Origin of the sequence: Chryseobacterium sp. VD8 (assembly GCF_037149975.1) — a bacterium.
GTDB lineage: Bacteria > Bacteroidota > Bacteroidia > Flavobacteriales > Weeksellaceae > Chryseobacterium > Chryseobacterium indicum.
The window spans coordinates 1-20,715 of sequence record NZ_JBBCQL010000059.1; the positions used below are offsets into that span (position 1 = coordinate 1).

Here is a 20,715-nt window from a genome sequence, read left to right on the forward strand (position 1 = left end):
AAAAAATACACTAAAATTATAAACCCTTTCCTGCCAATTCTTAGAAGGATTTACATCTAAAAACAGATTTTCCAGTCTTTCCATCAATTCGCTTTTTTTAATCTTTTCTGCATGAAGAAGACGTTTTTTCATTCTTTTGAAGGATTTCAACTGTCTTATTTCTTCGGCTTTCACCATGTTTCCGAAAGATTTTTCGGTGGTTTCGGCGATATTTTTAAGTTCGGCAAACTGACTGATGAGTATATTTTCCTTTTGTTCCAACATTTCCAGAATGGAATTATCTTCCAGCATTTTATTGTTGATGACCGTCGTAAAGTTCTGGAAGAAATCTTCTACATTCAGATTCAGTTTTTCTATTTTCCCGAGTGTTTTTTCTTTTAAAAACAGCATGGAATTTCGGGGAATCAGGATCGGGAAAGGAACATTTATGTTTGAAAAGTAATCTTTGAGTTCCAGCCAATACATGATTTCTGCATTTCCTCCAATGTAGGCAAGGTTAGGAAGAATGGTTTCCTGATAAACTGGACGCATCAGAGCATTCGGGCTAAATTTTTCCGGAGAATTTTCAAGTTCATTTAAAATTTCTTCTTCGGTAAACTGAATATTTTTATCTACCACAAAGTATTTCTGACCGTCAAAATCTATTCTGTCTCTTGTATCGGAAAGATAGAATAAATTAATTTCGCGCGGATTTACCTGAACTTTACAATATTTTCCGGTTAAGAAATCTACTTTTTCTTTTGAATTTTTATATAAGCTGAAATTCAGCAGTTCATCTTTAAAGGTTTCTTTGATCTGATTTTTAAGAGCTTTAGAATCACCATCCAAAATCAGTAAGCCAAAATCTGAAAACAGTCTGTTGACTAAAATCTGGATTGCCTGAGTTAATGTATGCCCGGATTTATAAGCTTCTTTCAGCATTAAAATTAGTTCCGTCCCAAAAACATAGTCTTTGAATTCTTTTTCAAATTCAGATATGAAAAATGTATCGTTAATTTCTATTCTTCCAACCGGACCGCCTGATTTTTCGTTGATTTCGTAGAAATTGTTCTCGGTTTTAAAGTGATTAATTTCCGCAAAATCGTGATCTTCGGAAGCCATCCAATATACAGGAACAAAATTAAATTCAGGAAAATTTTCTTTTAAATAAGTACAGGTTTTAATGGTCTGCAAAATCTTGTATATAAAAAAGACGGGTCCTGAAAAGAGATTCAACTGATGACCGGTTGTAATGGTGAAGGTATTAGAAAGTCTTAAATGATCTATATTTTCATTCTGCTTCGGAGAAAGTTCAAGATGGGCAAGCTGTCTTTCTAAATTACCGGCTAAAATATTTCTCTGATCCGCCGTGAAAGAATTCTGTTTCTGCGCGATCTGTTTCTTAAAATGGTCTAAAGAAAATGTTTTTTCTTCAAATCCCTCAATTTCATGATTTAAAAAATCTTTGATTAGCTGAGGTATGCTCTGGATATCCTGAAAAGATATTTTATTTATAGTTTTCAACTCTGTATAAATTTTAGTTGAACAAATACCATACAATTCCCATATTCAGCCTGAAATCGTAGACCGGATAGCTTGGAAATGCGTATGCTTTGTTGTGAGAAAGGAAGGTTCCTACCTGTTGTCCTTCAATAAAAAAGAACATTTTTTTAACTTTCAGATTAAAATAAACATCGGCAATCGGCTGTCCTCCGATAGAAAATGAATTGGAACCCGGCAAAATATATTCGTTAAGAATAGGGAAAAATTCTCTTGAAGCAAATTTTGAAAAGTAATATACTTTAAGTCCTGTCTGAATTTCGGCAGCATTTTTAAATGCCTTCGACTGGAAAAAGAAGTTCGCACGACCAATGAAACCGGGTAGCGGCAACAAGTCTTTGTTGGTTAAGACATTCTGGAAATGCAGTCTTGTATTTAAGTGAAATTTTCCGTAGCTGAATGTAGCATCACCTCCGATCTGAGAAATATTAACCGGACTTCCGCTTTGCTGAGGCATGGCAATTTCGTCAAAGTACGTATAATTATCTATTCTGTAATAGTTGGCAAATAATTCTGTTTTGAACCACTTCAAGCCAAGACTTCCTCCGATTTCTGTAACCGTTTGGTTTTGGGCATTCTGAAAATAATAGTTGTAATTATTATAGACAGAAGTATTCAGCAGATAATTGAAGGATGGATATGCGCTTTGAAAGTTTAATTTCGCATTTACGAAGTAATCTTTTACCGGTTCGAATTTAAGGTTATTTGTCGTTTTTAAATAGGTTCCAAACTGGCTTCCGTTAGAAAACTCTAAAAATGAATTCAACTGAATTTTATCGAAAAGTTTTATCTGTAAATTTCCCACTGCCCCGATGCGGCTTTCTTTAATTTCTGTCGGAATAACTAAAATCGGAAGTGTAATTTCGTTGGAACCGAATTTCAGCATCTGGTAACGGAGACCGGCATCAAGTTTAAATTTTTCATTGTTCCAAACCAGGCTTACTGTATTGCTGAAATTATCTGAATATTTTTTTGAGGTAAGAGGAGCTCCTGCAACAAGTTCATCCGGAGCATCGTACCAATAGTTTTCTGCCGTACTCTGGGCGTAATAATACTTGTTTCCCTGGTGAGAAATAGTATGCCTGATCTTAAAAGGAATCTTTTCTGATTTGAACGGAGCAAACTGATGCGTTAAATAATATCTTCTGTATGAATACTGTGAACTTGAAGAAGTAAGATTCACCTGCATATTCTGCCTGTTTCTTGAATTGCTATCGCCGTTCTGAAATAAACTGTCTACTGCAATTCCTCCATTTTCCTGATTGTTTACATTCTGATGAAGATAGTGTGCAAACAATTCATAATTTCCGCTTTTTGAGACATAATGTCCTGTAAACAAAGTATTGTTATTGGATGCCAATGAATTCCTGTACATTCCCTGAGAACGCAATCCGCTGTATTCCAGAGAAAAATTAAATCTTTTCCCAATATTCTGGGTGTAAGAAGATCTTAAAGCGGCTCCATTTTTCATTGCATTATGATAAATGAAGGTTGCGGTCGGCGTTTTTACATCATAGTAATTGATATCATTAACGCCTAAAATCCAATACGATTTGTTGGTTGGTAATAGTGATAAATTTTGTTCGGCATTCACTTCATAGATAAGCGGATTAAATCCTGCCCCAATATTTGCAACCTGTGCTTTTCCAAAATTATCTTTATTGTTATACTGAGAAAAAATATACGTTTTATCGAAAGTCATTACCGTATCAAAGACTTTCTTTTCAGAAAACTGCTTCTGATAGAGATAATCATTAATAGTCGGTTTAAATATTTTTAAAGAATCTTTTTTCCCAGAATCGACTACGATCGTGTCTTTATCTTTAGGAAGCTTATTGAAGTCTGTTTTGTTGACGACCTGGGCTTTTAAAAACACTGATACCAAAATCAATAATACAATTGAATATTTCATAATGAAGATTGTTATGCAAAAGTAGGAAAATTGAATTAAGTATGTATATAGGTGATTATACTATATGATATCTCGGGACTTAAATTAAAAAAGACTGCCTTAAAGACAGTCTTATATAATTATATTTTAATAAAAATTATAATGGATTTTGTTCAACTAACCCATTACTTGCATCAATTTCAGCCTTTGGAATAAGATATTGCCATCTCTTATCTCCTACAGGAACTGAATACACATTATTTACAACCGTTGCAGAATGGTTTGTGGTAGCAGACGTTCCTCTATCTAACGGAAGATTTAATCTCTTTAAATCAAGGAATCTGAAACCTTCTCCCCAAAGTTCTATTCTTCTGCTGTCTAAAATTTCATTGATATATGCAGTTCCAGTATTAGAAGAAGCAACATAACTTGGGTTCCTGTTTAACATGAACTGGTTAAATACAACTCTAGAATCAGCTTCTTTTCCAGGAATTCTGGCCAAAGCTTCTGCTTCTGTTAAATACATCTCCGCAGCTCTCATCAGAGGCACATCACATCTACTGTCTGAAGTACTCACAGCTAAGAATTTCTGACTTGTATAAGCAAATTTGGCAAAATTCGATGGCAGTCCCAAAGCTGTATGCTGTCCTGTAGGATCAAAATTTTTAGTTCTTACGTCTGTTGCCGGAAATTTTTGAAATAAAAGTTTATTAATTGCTTTTGGAGCAGTACGAATATTTGTAGAGTTATAATTTCTAGACATATAAGCTCCGTAATTTCCAAAATAGTCGGTTTGGTCTGCAACAATGTAAGAACCCCACATCCATTCACCATTTGAAACTGTATTGAATCCTGACAGATAGGTTGCGTTTGACATTAAGCCATATCCTGTTCTTGCCAACTTTGCATTATCTGCTGCAAGCTGATAATTACCTTGCGTTAAAGCAACTCTAGCTTTTAATCCCCTTACAACATTCAGATCAAAATGCGATTTAGCAGCTCTTCCTGTATAAGTTGTAAGAAGCGATATTGATTTATCCAAATCTGCATTAACCTGCGCATATACTTCTTCCACTGTATTTCTACCTTTCGGCGCAGTGTCTAATGATGTTCTGATCGGAACTCCCGGCTGATTATTCGTTGATCCATTTGTATATCTTATACCATAAAGCTGAACAAGCATGTAGTGACAAAAAGCTCTGTAAGCATAAGCCTCAGCAATTGCTTTATTCTTAATTGCTACGTCTCCTGTTGCATTATCACCTGCATTAATAACAGTATTCGCATTACGGATTAATGCATAATAGAATTGATATGGATAAAAATCATTAGCTCCATTTTCATTAATCTGATCCTGCCATCTTACGGTACTAATGTACCATCCGTTCCCAGTGGAAGGAAAAACTAAATCCTCACCTAAAGCATCCATCATGATCATAATTCCAGCCTGACCATTTTGACCCTGATTAGAGTTTTGTCTATAATAAAGATCACGGTGCATACCATTAATAATTGTCATAAGATTGTCCGCAGTAGAAACTGCAGACGTTTCGTCTACAGAATCTGTAGGAACCGTATCCAAAAAGTCTCCACTACAAGAAGAAACTGACGCTAATCCAATAGCAAGTACAAAATTAATTATATATTTTTTCATTTTTTTTATTTTTCCGATTAGAAAGTTACATTAAGTCCTAAACTATAAACTCTTGCAGGAGTATATCTGTTAGTTGTCGTCCCATTAAATGATTGTATAGGTTCCAAACCTTTACGAGCCGTTTTAGACCAAATATTTTCACCGCTAATAAATAATTTTAATCCTCTGATCCCATATTGAGAAATATCTTCGGTATTGAAAGTATAAGCAAGAGAAGCGGAGCGTAATGAAATAAAATCTGATTTCACCAACCATCTTGAAGAAGCCGCATTGCTGCTTACATAAGTTGTAGCGTCCATTCGTGGAACATTAGTAACTTGTCCCGGAGTTGTCCATCTTTCTAAAATATCTGTACTTAAAGCTCCTCCCTGAGTATAGGCAGACATAAGTGCCGCATAGTTGGAATCATAAGTTTTTCCTCCTATCTGATAAGTGAACAAAGTATTAAGAGATAAATTTTTATATCTTAATGTTGTTCCAAAACTTCCATATAATTTAGGAATCGCTGATCCTGAATAATCATATTTTGCCTTTGCATAGTTTGTAGTTACTAAAACCCCATTAACAGTTCGAATGTCTGCTGCGGTTGTATTTGCATATGCATCATCTACTAAAAACAATGGGGATCCGTCACTCGAATCAACACCATACCATTGTCTTAACCAATAATCATAAATAGAATGTCCTACCATCAGTTTTTTAGTTCCACTGATAATTTGTGTCTGCCCGTCAGGCAATCTCGTCAATTCATTTTTTATAGTTGATGCGTTTACTGTTAAATCCCATCCGAAATTTTGTTTTTTGATAACAGCCAAATTTAGATTTGCCTCAATCCCTTGGTTATACATATCTCCAACATTTTTATAAATTGAATTTCCCGGAACACCTACAGAAATAGCTAAAGGGAAAGCAAAAATCATATCAGCTGTGGATCTTTTATAGTATTCAACACTTCCAGAAATACGATTATTAAGAAAGGAAAAATCCACCCCAAGATCGAATTGCTTATTGGTTTCCCAACTGATGTTTGGATCTGAAAGTAATCCAAACAATACACCTCCTTCAGTTGCATTATTATATCCTAAACTAAATAAGTTTTGATAAGCATAATAGGAAAGACCTGTCGTTGAAAAATTTGCATCGTTACCTACTTCTCCATATGAACCTCTTAGTTTAAATTCATTTACAAACTTAAGATTTTGCATAAAAGACTCTTTGTTAATTCTCCATCCCGCTCCAAAAGACCAGAAAGTTCCCCATCTTCTATCAGGTGAGAACCTTGATGATCCATCCGTTCTTATAGATCCTGATAGCATATATTTTTCTGAAAAATCATAATTTACTCTAGCAAAGTAACTCTCTTTTCTATAATTATCTGTCTGAGATGTCAGAGATGTTGGAGTAATAAAATTCACTAACTCATCATTATCTGAAGCTACCTGCCCCTGCTTATACCCATACAGATATTCATAAATATATTTTAAAGATTCATGCCCAGCAGTCAAATCAAAATTATGATTACCTAAACTCTTTTTATAATTGACAATCTGATTAAAAGTGATAGTTTGGTTTGTTACAGCAGTTCTAGATGCTGCACCAGCAGGGGCCGCATCTCCGATAATTTTGTTGGTATAAGTAGTATTTTTAAAATTTCTTATATCATAAGCAACGTTCATTGTCGCTGTTAAACCTTTTGCTAATTTAAATTCAGCATAAGAACGGGAATTTGCTAAAAATGTTTTAGAAAAATCTCTGTTTAGAAGAGTTTCCTGAATAACATGCCTTCCAGAAGCTGCATCTGCCCCTCTTACCGCAGTAAGATCATATACCCTCTGCCCATTTGAATCATATAAAGTATTACCGTTGGTATCATGAGCATATGGGCTATAAATTGGCCCCATACTTCTTGTCCAGCTGAACGGATTGATATATGAAGAGTTATTACTAGCGCCGTCTACTGCATTATTACCAAAACTTGATGCTGCCGACAAATTAATTCCAACTTTTAACCAATCTCTCATTTGAGAATCAATATTTAGTCGCGATGTAAGTCTCTCATAATCAGATTTAATGATATAACCCGTCTCATTAAGATAACCAATAGAGGCAAAATATGTTGTTTTATCGGTACCTCCGCTGTAATTTAGATCATAACTCTGTCTGAAACCTTTTTTAACTAAATCTTTTTGCCAATCTAAATCAGAATATTTTAGAGACGCATTTGGATTCAATACTCCATCAACAACCAACTGATTATCAGCTACATTATAAACATTGTTTTTTAATACTGTGATCAGATTATTCGTAGCATAAGCATTAGCTGTAGCAATAGTTGCTGTTGGATTTGACGTTCTATATCCGTTTCTTAATGATTCCCAAACCAAAGGATAGTACTGAGAAGCATTAACTCTATCATATTCAGGTATAGCTCTTTCTGTAATCCCAGTTAAAGCCGTAAAGTTAATAACATCTCTCCCTCTTTTACCTTTTTTAGTACTGATTAATACCACACCATTCGCAGCACTTGATCCATATAAGGAGGTAGATGCCGCATCTTTTAAAACGCTCATCGACTCTATATCGTTTGGATTTAAAAATGCAATACCGCTTGGATACGGAGAACCATCTACAACATATAAGGGCTCATTAGAAAGGTTTATTGAACTAAATCCTCTAACTCTTACTGACGGGGCACTTCCCGGCTGACCTGTAGATGTGCTGACCTGAATACCAGTTCCCGCACCATCTAAAACTTGTGCTACATTTGTAATAGCTCTCTGCTCAATTTTTTTTGAGCTAATACTAGTGGTGGACCCCACAATTGTCTCCTTTTTTTGCCTTCCATAAGCAACAAGTACAACTTCGTCTATTTCTTTAGTAGTAATAGTATCACTCCTCTTTTGTTGTGCGAATACTACTTCTCCTAAAAAGAAAACAGTCCCAATAGTTAACACTTTTAATTTCACATTCATATTAACAGTTTTTAATATTTTAACAAAAGCAAATATGTTAATAAATTTTAACATTAACAAGTTTTTAACTTTTTATATTTTATCTAATCTAAGCAAGCCTTAATATACACAATAAAAACGATTGAACATTTCATATCCCTATTCACTTAGGTTTATATTAACTTTAGAAATAGATAAACATTTAACAATTAAAAAAAAATTAATACAGAAATTATTTAGATTTATTATAAATTAACAAAATAATCCGACTTAAAAAAGCCGGATTATTGTCTCATATAGATAAAATATTGTATTATTTTAACTTTTTCTTCACAGCAACTTCTTCATAAACTTCAAGAATGTCGCCTTGTTCAATATCATTGTAGCCTTTCAGGTTCAATCCACATTCGTAACCTTTTGTTACTTCCTTTACGTCGTCTTTGAAACGTTTTAAACTTTCAAGTTCACCATCGAATTTCACGATACCATCTCTTAGCAAACGCACTTTAGATTGTCTTGTAACTTTTCCGGTAAGAACCATACAACCTGCAATGGTTCCCACTTTAGAAATTTTGAAGACTTCACGAATTTCAACATTACCGATAACCTGCTCCTGAATTTCAGGAGAAAGCATCCCTTCCATTGCTTCTTTTACTTCATCAATCGCTTTATAGATTACAGAATAGGTTCTGATCTCAATTTCTTCACGGTCTGCAAGATCTTTTGCATTTGCTCCGGCTCTTACGTTGAATCCAATAATAATTGCATCAGATGCTGCTGCTAAGTTGATATCAGATTCAGTGATCTGTCCAACCCCTGAGTGAAGGATTTTCACGCTGATTTCTTCAGTTGATAATCTCTGTAACTGATCAGACAATGCTTCTACTGAACCATCCACGTCACCTTTAAGGATAATATTCAATTCTTTGAATTCTCCTAAAGCGATACGTCTTCCCAATTCCTCAAGTGTCGTATGTTTTTTAGTTCTGATCGAAAGTTCCCTCTGAAGCTGTTCTCTCTTGTTGGCAATCGCTTTACCTTCACTTTCATCGGCATAAACTCGGAATTTATCACCCGCTGTAGGCGCTCCGTCCAGACCTAAAATAGTTGCCGGGATTGAAGGACCTGCTTCTGAAAGATTTTTACCTCTTTCGTCAAGCAAAGCTTTTACTTTACCGTGGTTTTTACCAGCTACCACATAATCACCAACTCTTAAAGTTCCGGTCTGTACCAACATGGTTGCTACATAACCTCTACCTTTATCCAGAGAAGCTTCAATAACAACTCCGTTTGCTGAACGGTCAGGATTTGCTTTTAATTCAAGTAATTCAGCCTGTAATAAAACCTTTTCAAGTAATACATCAACATTGTTACCAAATTTAGCTGAAATTTCCTGCGCCTGAACATTTCCACCCCATTCTTCTACCAAAATATTCATTCCGGAAAGCTGCTGACGGATGTTATCAGGATTCGCATTCGGTTTATCAACCTTATTGATGGCGATAATCATCGGAACTCCTGCAGCCTGTGCGTGAGAGATCGCTTCTTTTGTCTGAGGCATTACATCATCATCCGCAGCAATTACGATAATTGCAATATCGGTAACCTGTGCACCTCTCGCTCTCATTGCCGTAAAGGCTTCGTGACCCGGCGTATCTAAGAATGTAATTCTTTGTCCGTTTTCCAGTTTCACGTTATAAGCACCAATATGCTGAGTAATTCCTCCTGATTCACCAGCGATTACATTGGTTTTTCTGATGTAATCCAGTAATGAAGTCTTACCGTGGTCTACGTGCCCCATCACCGTTACGATCGGAGCTCTTGGAAGAAGATCTTCCTCGTTATCGATGTCGTCTTCAGAATCTGTATCTTCAAGATCTGCATCAGAGAATTCTATTTTATATCCAAATTCATCTGCTACCAATAATAAGGTATCCGCTTCCAGCCTTTGGTTCATGGTAACCATTACACCTAATGAGAAACAAGCAGAAATTACTTCTGTAGGAGACACATTCATTAAACTTGCCAATTCACCAACCGTGATGAATTCTGTTACTTTTAATGTTCTGTCTGCCGCATCAATTTCCTGCTGACGCTCGTCCTGTTCTCTACGAAAGTTTCTTTTATCTTTTCTGTGTTTTGCAGATTTAGATTTACCTCCTTTATTGGTTAATTTTTCAAGGGTTTCCTTGATCTGGTTTTTAACTTGTTCGTCTGTTAATTCAACAGGCATTGTTCTTTGACCCGGTCTGTTACCTCCTTGTCCGCCTCTGTTGAATCCACCTCTGTTTCCACCTTGTCCACCCTGACCTTGAGGACGGTTTCCTTGTCCGCCCTGGTTATTTCCAAAACGGTTTCCACCTTGACCTCCCTGTCCTTGAGGACGGTTCCCTTGTCCACCCTGACCTTGAGGACGGTTTCCTTGTCCGCCCTGGTTATTTCCAAAACGGTTTCCACCTTGACCTCCCTGTCCTTGAGGACGATTTCCTTGTCCCTGATTATTTCCTCCCTGCTGGTTATTGTTTCCACCCTGCTGATTTCCTCCGCCCGGTTTTTCAATTCTCTTTCTTTTCTTTTTAGCTCCTGCTCCAGGTTTAGGTGCAAACTGAGTTAAATCGATTTTTTCTCCAACGATTTTAGGACCGTCAAGTTTTTGATAAACGGTTTCAATTTTTTGTGGTTCCTGAGACTCCTCTTCTGCTTTTGCAGGTTCAGCTGTTTTTTCTTCAGCTGGTTTTGCAACCGGTATTTTAGCAACAACAGGCTGCGGAGTTTCTTTTACAGGTTCTGCAGGTTTAACCACAGGTTTTTCTTCTTCTTTCTTTTCCTCCGCTTTTGGTTTATCTTTTTTCACAGGTCTGTTTCTGGATTCGATCTGGGAAAGATCTATTTTATCAAGAACTTTAAATTCCTGCTTTTCAGGAGTTGCCTTTACTTCAGGAGCAGGTGCAACTTCTTCTTTTTTCTCTTCCACCACAGGCTGCGGTTTTGGAGCCGGAACTTCTTCCACTTCAGGTTTTTTAGGTTCTAAATCTATTTTACCTAAAATTTTAGTTTCCGGTTTGTTAGCTTTAGCTCTTATTACTTCAGGGGTTTTCTTTTCTTCAATTTCCAGTTTTTCTTCCGGAACTTTCGTGATCACCACCTCATGGGAAGCTTTACGCTGTTCGCCGTCCTTGGCAAACTCAGCCTCCAATGCAGAATATGCCGCTTCTTCTAATTGAGCGTTAGGATTGCTTTCAACCTCAATGCCTTTTGACTGTAAAAATTCTACTAATCTGGACATCGAAATATTGAATTCCTTAACCGCTTTATTTAATCTAATTTTTGGCATCTATATTATTTACTATTTTTTTTAATTCTTAAAATTAAAGTATTTCTTTTTTACTGTTTATTAAAATTTATTTACAAATCTTAATCTTCGAATTCTTCTCTAAGAATACGCTTCACTTCTTCAATCGTTTCCTCTTCAAGGTCGACCATATTCAGCAAGCTTACAGTTTCTTTATCTAAAACTGATTTTGCAGTAGTAAGACCTACTTTTTTAAACTCATCCAAAATCCATTGTTCGATATCATCATTAAACTCTGTAAGTTCAACATCATCATCTTCGCTGGACTCTCTGTGTACATCAATCTCATAACCTGTCAACCAAGAAGCAAGTCTGATATTCTGGCCCTGTTTCCCGATTACTTTAGAAATCTCTTCAACCGGAGTATATACTAAAGCGTATTCCTGCTCCTCGTTGATATCAATTTTATTGATGGTAACGTTTCCTAAAGCTCTCTTCACCAAAATCTCAGGGTTTTTAGACCACTGAATAACATCGATGTTCTCATTTCTCAACTCTCTTACCACGCCGTGAAGTCTGGATCCTTTCACTCCCACACAAGCTCCTACCGGATCAATTCTGTCGTCGTAAGCATCTACTGCAATCTTCGCCTTTTCTCCAGGAATTCTCACTACTTTTTTAAGAATAATAGTTCCGTCCTGAATTTCAGGGATTTCCAGCTCTAATAGTTTTTCTAAGAATTTAGGTGCAGTTCTGGAAATAATAATCTGCGGCTTTGAACCTTTGAAATCTACTGTTTCAACAATAGCTCTGATATTCTCACCCTTTTTAAAGAAATCGGATGGGATCTGGTTTTCTTTAGGCAAAATGAATTCGTTCCCTTCATCATCCAGCAAAATCACGTGCTTATGACGGATATGGTGGATCTCTCCTACTACAATTTCCCCGATTCTGTCTTTAAACTGCTCGTACAACATCGCATTGTTGTGCTCCTGCAATTTTGTAGCCAAGATCTGCTTCAGGGTAAGAATATTTCTTCTTCCCAACTGTGCAACAGGAATTTCCATCGTAAAATCTTCTCCCACTTCAAAAGTAGGGTCGATTTTCTTAGCTTCAGAAATCTCAATTTCCAGATCATCATCTTCAGACATTTCGTCCTCCACGATGGTTTTATTTAAAAATATCTGAAAATCTCCTTTATCAGGGTTTACAATCACATCAAAATGATCATCCGAATCATATCTTTTTCTCAAAAGTGTCTTCAGAGAATCTTCAATAATTGCCATAAGATCAATCTTACTGATCCCTTTTTCGTCTTTAAAATCACCGAAGGATTCAATCAACGCTATATTGTCCATTTATTCTTTTTTCTTTTAAAATTTAATTGTTACTAATGCTTTTTTAATCTCAGAGTACGGAATTTCTTTTTCCTCCTCCACATCCACTTTTCCTTTACCGATGTCTTTCGGTTTGCGGTAACGCAGGATCAATGTGATTTTTTCTTCATCTACTTTTGCCAGTTCGCCTTCCGTTTTCGTAGAGTCATTCAGTAAAACTTCAATTTCTCTTCCGATATTTTTTGCAAACTGTCTTGGAGTTGCCAAAGGCTCGCTCAATCCCGCAGACATTACCTGCAGGCTGAAATCATGTTCTTCGCGATCCATATTAAATTCTATCGCGCGGCTTGCATCAAGGCAGTCCTGTAACGAAACACCATTGTCACCATCCAAAATCACTGTGATGTCATCCCCCGCAGAAATTTTCAGATCAATAAGAAACAGATCTTTTCTGGTCTCGAGGAATTCATGTAATAATTCTTCAATTCTTTTTCTAAACTCCATATTTTAAAATCTTGATTTACCAGTACGAAAAAAGGCTTTCTTCCGAAGGCCTTCCCATGTTTTTCCGTAAATCCATTGCAAATATACGACTTTTTCCTGTAAAAGCAAAATATCTTATTATCAATATGATAACTTAAATTTTATTTACACGAAATTAAAGACTCAGATCATGGTATTTTTATTACTTTTGTGTTTGAATTTTTTAAAAACATACATTTTGAATATTACCATTGTAGGAACAGGTTATGTAGGACTGGTTACAGGAACCACTTTGGCAGAACTTGGCAATTCAGTATACTGTGTAGATATTGATGAAAAAAAAGTAGAAGGTATGAAAAACGGCGTAGTTCCCATCTATGAGCCGAATCTTGAAGAAATGTTCCTGAGAAATATACAGGCTGAAAGATTATTTTTCACTACCAATCTAAAAGAAGCTTTGGATAAAAGCGAAGTTATTTATTTAGCCTTACCTACTCCGCCCGGAGAAGACGGATCCGCAGATCTTTCTTATGTATTGAAAGTAGCAAACGATATTGGCGAAATGATGACGGAATACAAAGTTATTGTTAATAAAAGTACCGTTCCCGTAGGAACTGCTGATAAAGTCCGTGAAGTTATCGCTTCAAAAACCCGGATTCCTTTTGATGTGGTTTCCAATCCTGAGTTCTTAAGGGAAGGTTTCGCAGTAGAAGATTCTATGAATCCTGCGAGAGTGGTTGTTGGAGCAAGTTCTGAAAAGGCACAGGAAATTATGGCTAAAATTTACCAGCCATTTACCAACACCGGAGTTCCTATTATTTTTATGGATGAAAAATCTTCTGAGCTTACAAAATATGCAGCTAACTCATTCTTGGCAGTAAAAATTACTTTCATGAATGAAATTGCTAATTACTGCGAAAAAGTTGGCGCTGATGTGGATAAAGTGAGGCTTGGAATGGGAAGTGACGACAGAATCGGTCATCGATTTTTGTTTCCGGGAATCGGATACGGTGGAAGCTGTTTTCCGAAGGATGTGAAAGCATTGATAAAATCCGGAAAGCAGGAAGATTTTAATTTTCAGATTTTAGAAGCGACCGAAAACGTAAATATTGCCCAGAAAGTAATTCTTGTTTCGGAAATTGAAAAATACTTTGGAGGAAATATCGAAGGGAAAACGATCGCAATGTGGGGATTAGCCTTCAAAGCAAATACCGACGATATTCGTGAGGCTTCTTCATTAGATAATATTGCTTTGCTTTTAGAAAAGGGGGCAAAGATTGTTGCTTATGATCTTGTTGCCGAAAATAATGTTCAGAAATTATTAGGAAATAAAATCCAATACGCAAGAAATATGTACGAAGCTCTGGACAATGCAGACGCTTTGTTTATTGCAACAGAATGGCCGGAATTCAAAAACCCGAATTTCGAACTGATGGCCAAAAGAATGAACAATAAGGTAATTTTCGACGGAAGAAACATGTATCCGCTGGAAATTCCTGAGCAGAATGGTTTTTATTATAAAAGTATAGGACGCAAAACAGTTTTAAATTAATCAAATGAAAAATATAATCATTACGGGAGGAGCCGGCTTTATCGGTTCGCACGTGGTAAGAGAGTTTGTAAAAAACAATCCTGAAACAACGATCATCAACCTTGATGCACTTACGTATGCAGGAAATCTTGAAAACCTGAAAGACATCGAAAACGAACCCAATTATGTTTTCGAAAAAGCAGACATTACAAAACCTGAAGAATTAAGAAAAGTTTTTGAAAAATACAATCCGGATGCAGTAGTGCATTTAGCTGCGGAAAGTCACGTAGACCGAAGCATTACAGATCCGATGGCATTCATTAATACCAACGTGAACGGAACCGCCAATCTTCTGAATCTTTGTAAGGAATTCTGGACGTTAAATCCGGACCATACGCATGGAAGATTCCCGGATGAGAAGAGAACGAATCTTTTTTACCACGTTTCCACAGACGAAGTGTATGGAAGTTTAGGTGAAACAGGTTTTTTCTTAGAAACTACAGCATATGATCCACAGTCTCCGTATTCGGCTTCAAAAGCAGCTTCAGACCATTTGGTGAGAGCTTACGGAAACACATACGGAATGCCGTTTATCATTTCTAACTGCTCAAACAATTACGGTCCGAATCATTTTCCTGAAAAACTGATTCCTCTTTGTATTTCAAATATCATCAATGAAAAACCTTTGCCTATTTACGGTGACGGGAAATATACAAGAGACTGGCTTTTTGTCATCGATCACGCTAAAGGAATCCACCAGATTTTCAATGAAGCCAAAACAGGAGAAACATACAACATCGGAGGTTTCAACGAATGGCAGAATATTGATTTGGTAAGAGAATTAATCAAGCAAATGGATGCTAAATTAGGTAGAGAAGAAGGCTACTCTGAAAAATTAATTACTTTTGTAAAAGACAGACCGGGACACGATAAAAGATATGCTATTGACGCAACAAAACTGAATAAAGATCTTGGCTGGAAGCCATCGGTAACATTTGAAGAAGGCTTGGCAAAAACCATTGACTGGTATCTTGAGAATAAAGAATGGCTGGAACACGTAACGAGTGGAGATTATCAGAAATATTACGAAAAACAGTATCATTAGAAATTAAACACAGATTAAAAGATGAAAGGTATCATTTTAGCCGGAGGTTCCGGAACCAGACTTTACCCTCTTACAATCGCGGTCAGCAAACAGTTAATGCCTGTTTACGATAAACCGATGATTTATTATCCTCTTTCTACATTGCTATTAGCAGGAATTAAAGATATTTTAATTATTACAACGCCTCACGATCAGGAAGGCTTTGTTAAATTATTGGGAGACGGCTCTCAGATCGGATGCAATATAGAATATGTGGTTCAGCCAAGTCCGGATGGTCTTGCGCAGGCTTTTATCTTAGGAGATCAGTTTATAGGAAATGACGCCGCTGCATTGGTTTTAGGGGACAATATTTTTTACGGCTCAGAAATGGGAACTTTGCTTAAAAACAAGACCAATCCGGATGGAGGTGTTGTTTTCGCGTATCACGTTTCAGATCCTGAAAGATATGGCGTTGTAGAATTTGACGATAATCTTAAAGCCGTTTCAATCGAAGAAAAGCCTTTAAAACCAAAATCAAATTACGCCGTTCCCGGATTATACTTTTACGATAACGAAGTAGTTGAAATTGCTAAAAACATTCAGCCTTCCGCGAGAGGAGAACTGGAAATCACGGACGTGAACAATGTATACCTTCAAAAAGGGAAACTGGAAGTAGGTGTTCTCGACAGAGGTACAGCGTGGCTGGACACAGGAACATTTGATTCTTTAAACGATGCTTCTGAGTTTGTGAGAGTAATTGAAAAGAGACAGGGCTTCAAAATAGGATGCATTGAGGAAATTGCTTTCAGAAATAAATTCATCGACGAAGAAAAATTACTGGAAACCGCAACCAAATACGGAAAAAGCGGTTATGGCGAATACCTAAAAAAATTAGTCAATAAATAATCGACTAAATTAATACATTTTAAAACTATTGGCTTTACGGCTGATAGTTTTTTGTTCATAACAGTAAATATTAATATATTAGTTATACTTTTTCATTTTATGCAAGTAATAATTTACAACGCATACAAATTGAAAATCAATTAATTGTTATAAATTTGAAAAAAATCTACTTTGAAAACCGTAGTATACACATCTGATAAAGAAACACATTTTTTTAAAGAGCTTGCCTCTATTTATAAAGACATTCGATCATCTAATTTTTTAGCCTTTCAAATGACCAAAAGAGACATACAGGCTCAATACAGACAGTCATTGCTAGGTTTCTTTTGGATATTGGCTCCCGTAATTATTAATTCCTTGGTTTGGTTATTTTTGAATGGTTCCGGCGTTGTAAATGTAAATATTCCGGGCGGAATACCTTACCCAGTTTTTGTGATTTTGGGAACCACTACCTGGAACATCTTTGCTGAAGCCATTCAAAGTCCTATAAATTCTGTCAATGCAGGAAAATCAATTATTTCAAAAATCAATTTTCCTAAGGAGTCTCTTTTAATGAAGGGACTATATACTACCTTGTTCAATTTGGCAATAAAAATGATCCCGGTAATTTTTATTCTGATTATTTATCAGATAACACCATCCTGGAATTTACTACTTTTTCCTTTTTACATTTTTTCATTAATAATTTTCGCATTCGCCATTGGTCTTCTAATAACTCCTTTAGGGTTAATTTACACAGACATAAGTAAAGTTTTAACAACAGGAATCCCTTTCCTGATGTATGTAACTCCTGTTGTATACGCTGCTCCTTCGGTAGGATTTTTTAAATTTTTATTTAAGCTAAATCCTTTAACTTATATTATTAATGATACCAGAAATACATTGACAGGAACAGAAACTCAGTCTTTACCATTTACAATCGGCTTAACGGTTTTAAGTATATTTTTTTTACTAATTGGACTGGTCATTTTCAGAAAATCAATGCCAATCGTTATTGAAAAAATCGCAGGATAATGGAAAAGGATAACGAAATATTAGTTTCCGTACAGAATGTATCGAAGAAATTCAGCAAAAATCTTAAAAGTTCTCTTAAATATGGAGCTTTAGATATCATTCGAAGTACTTTAGGGCTACGCGTGAACAAAGATTTGCGTCCTCAAGAGTTCTGGGCTGTACATGATGTAAGTTTTGAGCTGAAAAGAGGAGAATGCATTGGACTGATAGGACATAACGGAGCCGGAAAATCTACACTTCTGAAAGTTTTAAACGGGCTTTACAATCCTGATAAAGGCAAGATTGTAATGCGAGGAAAAATAGGCGCTTTAATAGAACTAGGTGCAGGCTTCAATCCTATACTTACAGGAAGAGAGAACATTTACAATAATGCTTCTATATTGGGGTTTACAAAAAAAGAGGTTGAAGAAAAAATGAATTCAATCATAAACTTTTCTGAAATTGGCGAATTTATAGATACCCCTGTACAAAACTACTCTTCGGGAATGAAGGTTCGCTTGGGCTTCTCGGTTGCCGCTCATCTTGAACCTGATATACTGATCATTGATGAGGTATTAGCTGTAGGAGATCTGGGTTTTATTCTGAAATGTTTTAGCAAAATAGATGAGTTACTCCCTCGTACTGCTGTTATTTTTGTTTCTCATAGTATGCCAATGATATCAAGGATCTGCAATGAAGTAATCTTAATGGATCATGGAAAAGTTGAATACTGCGGAAAAGAAATCGGAAAAGGGATACAACTTTATTACAATAAGTTTTCAAATAACCATCAAAATAAAGTATACGATACCAAAACTCTCGAATTAATTTCGGTTCAAACAGACCTTTTGAATAATAAAATTCATCGTCATAAGGATTTCAATTTAACATTCGAATTTGAGGTTAATGCTGCTATTGAAAGATTACCTATATTATATCTTGAGTTTAAAGATAAAGAACAAAAACCAATTGCTGGTATATCTGTAAAAGAATATAGAGAAAACATAAAAGAAGGATCAAAGATAACTTATAAAATTACTGTGAAAAATCCTCTTTTTACATTAGGAAAATATATATTAGATTTAGGACTCTATGATCCCTCAACAGAATCCCCTTATATCCGTATTAACAATATCATTGAGTTTACTGTTGGTGGTGAAAAGGAACAATGGATTCCCTTTGAATTAGAAAGCGAAAATATCATAACTTTACATTAAAATTTATTATGATTCCCGTAACCCAACCTTTCTTACCTCCTCAGGAAGAATATCAGAAATATCTAGCTGGCATCTGGAAAAGAAACTGGCTCACCAATATGGGTCCATTGGCAAGTCAATTGGAATTGGAGCTGAAAGACCATCTAAAAGTTAACCATCTGCTATTTGTAACAAATGGTACTGTTGCCATACAAATGGCTATAAAAGCTTTGGATTTAAAAGGTGAAATTATTACAACGCCCTTTTCTTTTGTAGCAACAACAAGTTCTATTGTCTGGGAAGGATGTACGCCCGTTTTTGTGGATATAGATTCTAAAAGTCTCTGCATAGATCCAACAAAAATAGAAACAGCAATTACAGAAAAAACTACAGCTATTCTTGCAACTCATGTTTACGGTAATCCATGTGACGTTGAAGCAATAGATAAAATTGCTAAAAAGCACAATCTGAAAGTTATCTATGATGCGGCACATGCTTTTGGAGTAGAAGTTAACGGAAAATCTATTTTTGAATTCGGAGACATTTCTACCTGTTCATTACATGCTACTAAACTTTACCACTCTATAGAAGGTGGATTACTTATAACAAAAAAACCTGATGTATTAAAGAAACTGGCAACCATAAGAAATTTTGGAATTGCAAGTTTCGACTCTTTCTCAGATTTAGGGATCAATGGTAAAAATTCGGAGTTTCACGCGGCGATGGGACTTGCAAATTTGAAATACATAAATAATATTCATGATAAGAGAAAAACTTTGTCAGAATTGTATGACAAAAAACTATCCACTTTCAAATATAAAAAACCAATTTGGCATTCTCAGTCTAAGGAAAATTATGCTTATTATCCTATTATTTTAGAAAGTGAAGAAGTTCTTTTACAGCTTAAGGCGGAATTGGAAAGGCAACAAATATATACAAGAAGATATTTTTATCCAAGCCTTGCTTCAGCATTGCCTTATTTGCCAAAATTAGAATTGCCTGTAACAGAAGATATTTCCAAAAGAGTATTATGTCTTCCTTTTTATTATGATCTGACTCCTGAGGAAATAGAATATATTGTAAGAATCATACTTCGATTCCAAAATAATTAATATGAAAATTGCTGTAATGCAACCCTACATTTTTCCTTATATAGGATATTTCCAAATGATTAATGCAGTTGATAAATTCATTTTTTATGATGATGTAAATTTTATCAAACAAGGCTGGATCAACAGAAATAATATTTTATTATCAGGAAAAAGTTTTTTATTTACAGTTCCTTTGTCTAAGGCAACGTCATTTACCTTAATAAAAGATACTGAAATAAATGTAAAGTTGTATGAAAACTGGAAAACAAAATTTCTATTAACACTTTCTCAAAACTACAAAAACGCACCATTTTTTAGTGTTGTTTATGAATTGGTAGCAGAAGTCTTTAATAAAAAAAATAGATCTATAAGCGATCTGGCAATAGACAGTATCCTTTCAGTTTCCCGATATTTAGGATTTACAACTCAGTTTATCATTTCTTCTCAATCTTACCAAAATCAAAATTTAGAAAGACAGGAAAGATTGTTGGATATTTGCAAACAGGAAGACGCAACAGATTATATTAACGCCATTGGAGGGCAGGAACTCTATAAACAAGAAGACTTTTCCCAGAAAGGAGTAGCCTTACATTTTATTAAATCATTACCTTTGGAATATAAACAGTTTAAAAATATTTTTGTTCCCCACTTATCAATCATTGACGTACTAATGTTCAATAGTATTGATGATATAAAAAATATTTTGAATAAATATGAATTAAAATAACATTATGGAAAAAATTGTAATTTTTGGAACCAGTCAGTTA

14 protein-coding genes are annotated in these 20,715 nt (G+C 35.4%); 7 read left to right on the top strand and 7 right to left on the bottom strand.

All coding sequences use genetic code 11. The annotated features are described in order from the left end of the window. The 7 genes from bshC to rimP form a co-directional block, all read right to left on the bottom strand. Positions 1 to 1,503: bacillithiol biosynthesis cysteine-adding enzyme BshC (bshC, locus tag WFK35_RS08910; RefSeq protein WP_336732376.1), on the bottom strand; the 1,503-nt coding region annotated here is incomplete at its 3' end. A 13-nt stretch (positions 1,504 to 1,516) separates the two neighbouring features. Next, positions 1,517 to 3,451: a putative porin gene (locus WFK35_RS08915; protein WP_336732377.1), complete on the bottom strand. Its 1,935-nt coding sequence runs from the start codon at positions 3,449 to 3,451 to the stop codon at positions 1,517 to 1,519. A gap of 136 nt (positions 3,452 to 3,587) precedes the next feature. Beyond that, positions 3,588 to 5,084 carry a RagB/SusD family nutrient uptake outer membrane protein gene (locus WFK35_RS08920; RefSeq protein ID WP_336732378.1) on the bottom strand — a complete coding sequence of 499 codons (1,497 nt, stop codon included), beginning with the start codon at positions 5,082 to 5,084 and terminating at the stop codon, positions 3,588 to 3,590. A gap of 17 nt (positions 5,085 to 5,101) precedes the next feature. After that, entirely contained in the window at positions 5,102 to 8,110 is a 3,009-nt protein-coding gene (locus WFK35_RS08925) for a SusC/RagA family TonB-linked outer membrane protein (RefSeq protein ID WP_336732379.1), read from the bottom strand. Positions 8,111 to 8,348: 238 nt separating this feature from the next. Next, positions 8,349 to 11,369: a translation initiation factor IF-2 gene (gene infB, locus WFK35_RS08930; RefSeq protein WP_336732380.1), complete on the bottom strand. Its 3,021-nt coding sequence runs from the start codon at positions 11,367 to 11,369 to the stop codon at positions 8,349 to 8,351. 80 nt (positions 11,370 to 11,449) lie between these two features. Beyond that, positions 11,450 to 12,685 carry a transcription termination factor NusA gene (gene nusA, locus WFK35_RS08935; RefSeq protein ID WP_336732381.1) on the bottom strand — a complete coding sequence of 412 codons (1,236 nt, stop codon included), beginning with the start codon at positions 12,683 to 12,685 and terminating at the stop codon, positions 11,450 to 11,452. 15 nt (positions 12,686 to 12,700) lie between these two features. After that, a complete protein-coding gene (gene rimP / locus WFK35_RS08940) occupies positions 12,701 to 13,168 on the bottom strand; it encodes a ribosome assembly cofactor RimP (RefSeq protein WP_076391758.1) in 468 nt (155 codons plus the stop codon). Positions 13,169 to 13,385: 217 nt separating this feature from the next. On the opposite strand from rimP, the gene WFK35_RS08945 reads away from it, so the two are divergent. From WFK35_RS08945 to WFK35_RS08975, 7 genes are all read left to right on the top strand, one after another. After that, on the top strand, positions 13,386 to 14,699 hold the full coding sequence (locus WFK35_RS08945; RefSeq protein ID WP_336732382.1) for a UDP-glucose dehydrogenase family protein: 1,314 nt from the start codon (positions 13,386 to 13,388) through the stop codon (positions 14,697 to 14,699). Between the two features lie 4 nt (positions 14,700 to 14,703). After that, positions 14,704 to 15,783, top strand: a complete 1,080-nt coding sequence (gene rfbB / locus WFK35_RS08950; protein ID WP_214588291.1) for a dTDP-glucose 4,6-dehydratase — start codon at positions 14,704 to 14,706, stop codon at positions 15,781 to 15,783. A gap of 21 nt (positions 15,784 to 15,804) precedes the next feature. Next, entirely contained in the window at positions 15,805 to 16,668 is an 864-nt protein-coding gene (rfbA, locus tag WFK35_RS08955) for a glucose-1-phosphate thymidylyltransferase RfbA (RefSeq protein WP_336689150.1), read from the top strand. 171 nt (positions 16,669 to 16,839) lie between these two features. Next, complete coding sequence (locus WFK35_RS08960; RefSeq protein ID WP_336732383.1) at positions 16,840 to 17,682, top strand: ABC transporter permease; 843 nt, start codon at positions 16,840 to 16,842, stop codon at positions 17,680 to 17,682. Beyond that, positions 17,682 to 18,878, top strand: a complete 1,197-nt coding sequence (locus WFK35_RS08965) for an ABC transporter ATP-binding protein (protein WP_336732384.1) — start codon at positions 17,682 to 17,684, stop codon at positions 18,876 to 18,878. The genes WFK35_RS08960 and WFK35_RS08965 overlap by 1 nt, the downstream gene beginning before the upstream one ends. 8 nt (positions 18,879 to 18,886) lie before the next feature. After that, entirely contained in the window at positions 18,887 to 19,969 is a 1,083-nt protein-coding gene (locus tag WFK35_RS08970) for a DegT/DnrJ/EryC1/StrS family aminotransferase (protein ID WP_336732385.1), read from the top strand. A 1-nt stretch (position 19,970) separates the two neighbouring features. Then, the gene (locus WFK35_RS08975) at positions 19,971 to 20,675 is read left to right on the top strand and encodes a WbqC family protein (RefSeq protein ID WP_214588286.1); all 705 of its coding nucleotides are present in this window, start codon (positions 19,971 to 19,973) and stop codon (positions 20,673 to 20,675) included. Positions 20,676 to 20,715 lie beyond the last annotated feature (40 nt).

Bases quoted from the DNA above. Each gene is read 5' to 3' on its own strand.
- WFK35_RS08915 (WP_336732377.1), bottom strand. From the start codon at position 3,451: ATGAAATATTCAATTGTATTATTGATTTTGGTATCAGTGTTTTTAAAA.
- WFK35_RS08920 (WP_336732378.1), bottom strand. From the start codon at position 5,084: ATGAAAAAATATATAATTAATTTTGTACTTGCTATTGGATTAGCGTCA.
- WFK35_RS08925 (WP_336732379.1), bottom strand. From the start codon at position 8,110: ATGTTAAAATTTATTAACATATTTGCTTTTGTTAAAATATTAAAAACT.
- infB (WP_336732380.1), bottom strand. From the start codon at position 11,369: ATGCCAAAAATTAGATTAAATAAAGCGGTTAAGGAATTCAATATTTCG.
- nusA (WP_336732381.1), bottom strand. From the start codon at position 12,685: ATGGACAATATAGCGTTGATTGAATCCTTCGGTGATTTTAAAGACGAA.
- rimP (WP_076391758.1), bottom strand. From the start codon at position 13,168: ATGGAGTTTAGAAAAAGAATTGAAGAATTATTACATGAATTCCTCGAG.
- rfbB (WP_214588291.1), top strand. From the start codon at position 14,704: ATGAAAAATATAATCATTACGGGAGGAGCCGGCTTTATCGGTTCGCAC.
- rfbA (WP_336689150.1), top strand. From the start codon at position 15,805: ATGAAAGGTATCATTTTAGCCGGAGGTTCCGGAACCAGACTTTACCCT.
- WFK35_RS08965 (WP_336732384.1), top strand. From the start codon at position 17,682: ATGGAAAAGGATAACGAAATATTAGTTTCCGTACAGAATGTATCGAAG.
- WFK35_RS08970 (WP_336732385.1), top strand. From the start codon at position 18,887: ATGATTCCCGTAACCCAACCTTTCTTACCTCCTCAGGAAGAATATCAG.
- WFK35_RS08975 (WP_214588286.1), top strand. From the start codon at position 19,971: ATGAAAATTGCTGTAATGCAACCCTACATTTTTCCTTATATAGGATAT.